Genomic DNA, 5,543 nt, shown 5'->3' with positions numbered 1-5,543 from the left:
TCGACCCGGCCTACTTCGGCTTCGACGACGAGACGGCGCGGCAACTCGACCCCCTGGTGCGCAAGACGCTGGAGGTCGCCGTCGAGTGTGTCCGCGACGCCGGATACACCGACGAGGAACTGCACGGCCGCCGGGTCGGCGTCTTCGTCGGCAGCCGGACCGGCAACCACCGCACCTACCTGCGCCCGCTGACCCGCGAGTCCATCGTCGGGATCAACCAGAACTACATCGCGGCGCACGTGTCGCACTTTCTCGACCTGACCGGCCCGAATCTCGTGGTCGACAGCGCGTGCTCCTCGGCGCTGGTCAGCGTGCACCTGGCGGTGCAGAGCCTGCTGCTGGGCGAGTCCGAGCTGGCCCTCGCCGGCGGTGTCGACCTGCTGCTCGACGAGGAGCCGTACCTCATGCTCAGCGCCGGCAGCGCGCTGTCGCCGACCGGACGGTGCCGCACCTTCGACGAGTCCGCCGACGGGTTCGTTCCGGGCGAGGGCGCCGGGCTGGTGCTGCTCAAGCGGCTCGACGACGCGCAACGCGACGGCGACCGGGTCCTGGCGGTCATCGAATCCTCAGGCGTCAACAACGACGGGCGCACGATGGGCCACACCACCCCCAGCGGTCCTGCCCAACGGGCCCTGATCACCGAGGTGCTGGCCCGCGGCGGGATCGACGCGCGCACCATCGGGTACGTCGAGGCGCACGGCACGGGCACCATGATCGGTGACCCGATCGAGTTGCAGGCGCTGACCGCCGTCTACCGGCGACACACCGACGACCGGGCCTACTGCGGCATCGGCAGCGTCAAGAGTTCGATGGGCCACCTGCTCAGCGCGGCAGGAATCGCCGGATTCATCAAGGCAGTGCAGACGCTCCGGTACGGGCTGATCGCCCCGACCCTGCACTGCGAGCGGCCCAATCCACGGTTCGCGTTCGCCGAGTCGCCGTTCTTCCCGGCGCGCACGACGACGCGGTTGCCCGCCGGCAGCCGCGTCGCGGTCAGCGCGTTCGGATTCGGCGGCACCAACGCCCACGTCGTGCTCGGCCCCGGCGCACCCGAAGGGACCGGTCGGGCTCCGCTCGCGCCGCCCACGTACCGGCGTCGTCGGTTCTGGCCCCGCGACACCACCACCCGGACGGGCCCGGCCCACCCCGTCGCGACACCGCTTCGACCGGCGCGACTGGACCTGACCGTCACGCCCGTCACCGCCACGCACGAACCGACCCCCCGCGTCGAGCCGTCCCCACCGGCAGGCCACCGGGTGGACCTTCCGGCCGTCAGCTGCCGTCTGCGGGTGACCGGGAACCATCCGATCGTCGACGACCACCGGGTCCACGGGGTGCGCACCCTGCCCGGGGTGACCTTCCTCGACATCGTGTACCGCCTGCTCGACGAGTGCGGCATCGAGCCCGGCGGTGTCGGGCTCAGCGACGTCCTCTTCGTCAGCCCGCTGACCACCGGTGGGGACGTCGACCGGGAGGTCACGGTCGCGCTGGAACCGGACGGCGAGGTCGTGCGGGTCACCGCCACCAGCCGGCGGGTCGCGGATGGTGTCCCGGCCGACGACACCACCACCCACCTCCGGGCCACCGTCCGTACCGGCCTGCCGGCCCTGACCGGGTCGGCACCACCGGCGGGAACCACCACGCCGCGCGACGTCGGCGAGGTCTACGCGACCGGCAGGTCCGTCGGAATCGAACACCGTGCCTTCATGCGCTGCCACGGCACGCTGCGGGTCGAGGCGGACACGGTGGTGGCGCAGCTCGTGCTCGGCACCGCGGCACGGGCCACGGTGGACGACTTCATGCTGCACCCCGCGCTGCTCGACGGGTCCACCATGCAGGCGTACGCGCTGGCCTTCGCCGGTGCCGACGCCGACGCACGGCCCCTGATCCCGCTGCACATCGGGGAGTTCCGGGCGACCCGACCCCTCGGTGACGGGTGCACCGTCGCGGTCCGGCTCGCCCCGGCGGGACCGGCCGCCGACATCGTCAGGGCCGACATCGATCTGTACGACGGGACGGGCGTGCTGTCCGCCCGCTTCAGCGACCTGGTCTTCAAGCGGGTCCGGTCCACCGAGGCGATCACCCGGCTCACCACCCCGGCGGCCGCGCCGGCACCTCCCGTGACCACCGCCGCGTCCGGAACGGACGGCTCGCTGCACGCTGAGATCATCGCCATGGTCCGGCAGGCTGCCGGCGACCCGGACCTGCACGTCGAGACCGACTGCGGCTTCTACGACCTCGGCCTGGAATCGACGCACCTGCTGTCGCTGGTCCGTTCCTTCGAGCAGCGGTGGGGCATCGCGCTCTATCCGACGTTGCTGTTCGAATACCCCACCGTCGACGCGGTCGCGGAGCACCTGGCCGGCCTCGTCCCGGCCGCTCCGCCGGGCCGCACGACGCCGGCACCGCGCGACGACGCCCCGGACACCACCGTGTGCGTGACCGGCGAGTGGTGCGGCGCGGTCCGGCCGGACGTGCCGTCGATCGGACCGCTGGTCGTCATCGGCGATGCCCCGCTGCGGCCCGACCAGATCGTCGTCCGGCGCGGCCCGGCCTTCCGACGGTGCGACGACCGCGAGTACGAACTCCGCCCCGGTGACCGGACCGACCTGCAAGCCCTGCTGGCCAGCCTCCCCACCGCCCCCGGGGCGGTCGTGCACGTCGGGCCGCCGGCCGGCGACGACCTCCCGGCGGCGGTGGAGACCGCGTGCCGCGAGATGCTGGCGATCGCCCAGGTGTTGCTGGCCGCCCCGGTGCCCGTCGTGCACGTGGCGCAGCCCCTGGTGGCCGCGGCGGTGGCGGGAATGGCCCGCACCATCCGACTCGAACAACCGCGCCTCACGGTGACCGTGGTGGAGTGCACGGGCGACCCCGACCCGCAGGCCGTGCTCGCCGAACTGGCCGATCACGGTGAGACCTGGGTACGGCACGAGGCCGGCCGGTTCGTACGCCGCTACCGGGACGTGACCCCCGGCGACGGGCAGCCGCTGCGGCCCGGTGGCGTCTACCTGATCACCGGTGGGGCCGGTGGCCTCGGCCGGGCGCTCGCCACGTCCCTCACGTCGCGGGGCGCCACCGTGGTGCTCGCCGGGCGTAACCCGGCGCGGGAGTCGCCGGCCGCCGAGTTCGTCCGCGCCGACGTCACCGTGGCCACCGACGTGCGGCGGCTGGTCGACGGGATCATCGCCCGGCACGGCCGGCTCGACGGGGTGGTGCACGCCGCGGGTGTCCTGCGCGACGGCCTGCTCGCGGGAAAGTCCCCGGACGACCTGTCGGCGGTGCTGGCACCGAAGGTGCGCGGCACCGTGCTGTTGCACGAGGCGACCCGGCACCTCGACCTCGACTTCTTCGTCGCGTTCTCCTCGGTGACCGGGGTGGCGGGCAACATCGGGCAGGCGGACTACGCGGCGGCGAACGCCTTCGTCGACGCCTACGCACGCGAGCACGGGCTCACCTCCGTCGCCTGGCCGCTGTGGGCGGACGGGGGCATGCGCACCGACCCGGCCACCGAGGCGGTGTTCCGCCACCAGGGGCAGACGCCCCTGCCGACCGAGACGGGTCTCGCTGTCCTCGACGCGATCCGGGACCACCGGGGCACCGAGATCATCGTGCTGCACGGCCGACCCGACCAGGCCCGTCGGGCACTGGGCCTGCGCGAGCCCGCCACCCCCTCGGCGGTCACGACCGCGGCACCACCCACGGACGGCCTGCGTGCCTCCCGCCCGTCGACGTCCGGGGAACCTGACCGGGCCACCGCGGGCGGATCCGGGTCGTCCGACCGGGACATCGCCGTGATCGGCGTGGCGGGCCGCTACCCGATGGCTGCCGACCTCGACCGGTTCTGGGCGAACCTGCTCGACGGACGCGACTGCGTCACCGAGATCCCGCAGCAGCGCTGGCGGCTGGACGGCTTCTTCGCCCCGGAGCCGACCCCCGGGCGTTCGTACAGCAAGTGGGGTGGATTCCTCGACGGGATCGACGAGTTCGATCCCGCGTTCTTCCGGATCACGCCGCGCGAGGCCGAGGGCATGGACCCGCAGGAGCGGCTGTTCCTGCAGGTGGCGTGGCACGCGTTGGAGGATGCCGGGATCACCCGCACGGCCGTCGCCGGCCGACCCGTGGGCGTGTTCGCCGGTGTCATGTTCACCCAGTACCAGATGCTCGGCCTCGGCGCCGAGGACCGACTACCGGTGCTACCGACGTCGTTCGCGTCGTCGGTCGCCAACCGGGTCTCCTACTTCCTCGACGCGCGCGGCCCCAGCCTCGCGGTGGACACCATGTGCTCGTCCTCGCTGACGGCGCTGCACCTGGCCTGCGAGAGCCTCCGCTGCGGGGAGAGCGGGCTGGCGCTGGCCGGCGGGGTGAACCTGATCGTCCACCCGTACAAGTACCTGCACCTGAGCCAGGTCGGGTTCGTCTCGTCGGACGGACGGTGCCGGGCCTTCGGCGCCGGCGGCGACGGGTACGTCCCGGGTGAGGGTGTCGGTGTCGTCGTCCTGAAACCCCTCGCGGACGCCGTGGCGGACGGGGACCGGGTGCTCGCGGTGATCAAGGGCAGCGCGGTCAACCACGGCGGACGCGCCAGCGGATTCTTCGTCCCGAACCCGTCGGCACAGGCCGACGTGCTCAGGCAGGCGTTACGCCGCGCCGGGGTCGACCCGGCCACGGTGAGCTACCTCGAGGCGCACGGCACCGGCACCGCCCTCGGCGATCCGGTGGAGATCTCCGCCCTCAGCCAGGTCTTCGACACCGGGACCACCCGGCTCGGCTCGGTGAAGTCGGGCATCGGCCACCTGGAATCCGCCGCCGGGATCGCCGCGTTCACCAAGGTGCTGCTGCAACTGCGGCACCGCACCCTGGTGCCCTCGCTGCACGCGCGCCCGGCGAACGAGGCGATCGACTGGGAGCACTCACCGCTCAGCGTCCAACAGCAGACCGAACGGTGGCACAGCCCGGGTGGCCTGCCCCGGCGGGCCGGGATCAGCGCGTTCGGCGCCGGGGGCAGCAACGCCCACGTCATCGTCGAGGAGTACCCGCAACCCGCCCCGGAAACAGGGACCGGGCCGCAGGTGGTGCTGCTGTCTGCACGTACCCCGCAGGCCCTGCGCCTGCTCGCCGAGCGGTACACCGAACTGCCCGCCGGGGACCGGCTGACGGAACTCGCCGACGCGGCCGGGCTCAGCGACGCCGACCCGGACGCCTCCTTCGAGGACCTGGGTATGGACGCGGACGATCTGCGCCGGCTCATGCAGGCGGTGGCCGCCCGCAGCGACGGACGGGTGCCCCGGATGGACGCCCAGTCCAGCCTGGCCGCCGTGGCCCGGGCGCTGGGCGGCGGCACCTCGCTCGCGGACGTCGCCTACACCACCCAGGTGGGGCGCGACGCGATGGTCGAGCGGCTGGCCGTGGTGGCCACCGACGTCGAGGAGTTGCGGGCGGCGCTGCGGGCCTTCCTGACCGGTGACGAGTCGCGTGTCCACCGGGGCCGCGCCACGACGCCGGCCACCGCGCCCGCGTCGACCGACCCGGACACCCTGGCCGCG

The 5,543-nt window shown here is 73.5% G+C and carries 1 protein-coding gene; it reads left to right on the top strand.

The window, feature by feature from the left end:
• Positions 1-5,543 (top strand): SDR family NAD(P)-dependent oxidoreductase (locus ACOJTC_RS18535; protein WP_420117824.1); only part of this gene is annotated, 5,543 nt, incomplete at both ends.

The organism is Micromonospora sp. (assembly GCF_048594385.1).
In the GTDB taxonomy this organism is placed as follows: domain Bacteria; phylum Actinomycetota; class Actinomycetes; order Mycobacteriales; family Micromonosporaceae; genus Micromonospora; species Micromonospora wenchangensis.
The sequence above is the reverse complement of the archived record's forward strand: the minus strand, read 5'-3'. Positions and strand labels throughout refer to the sequence as shown.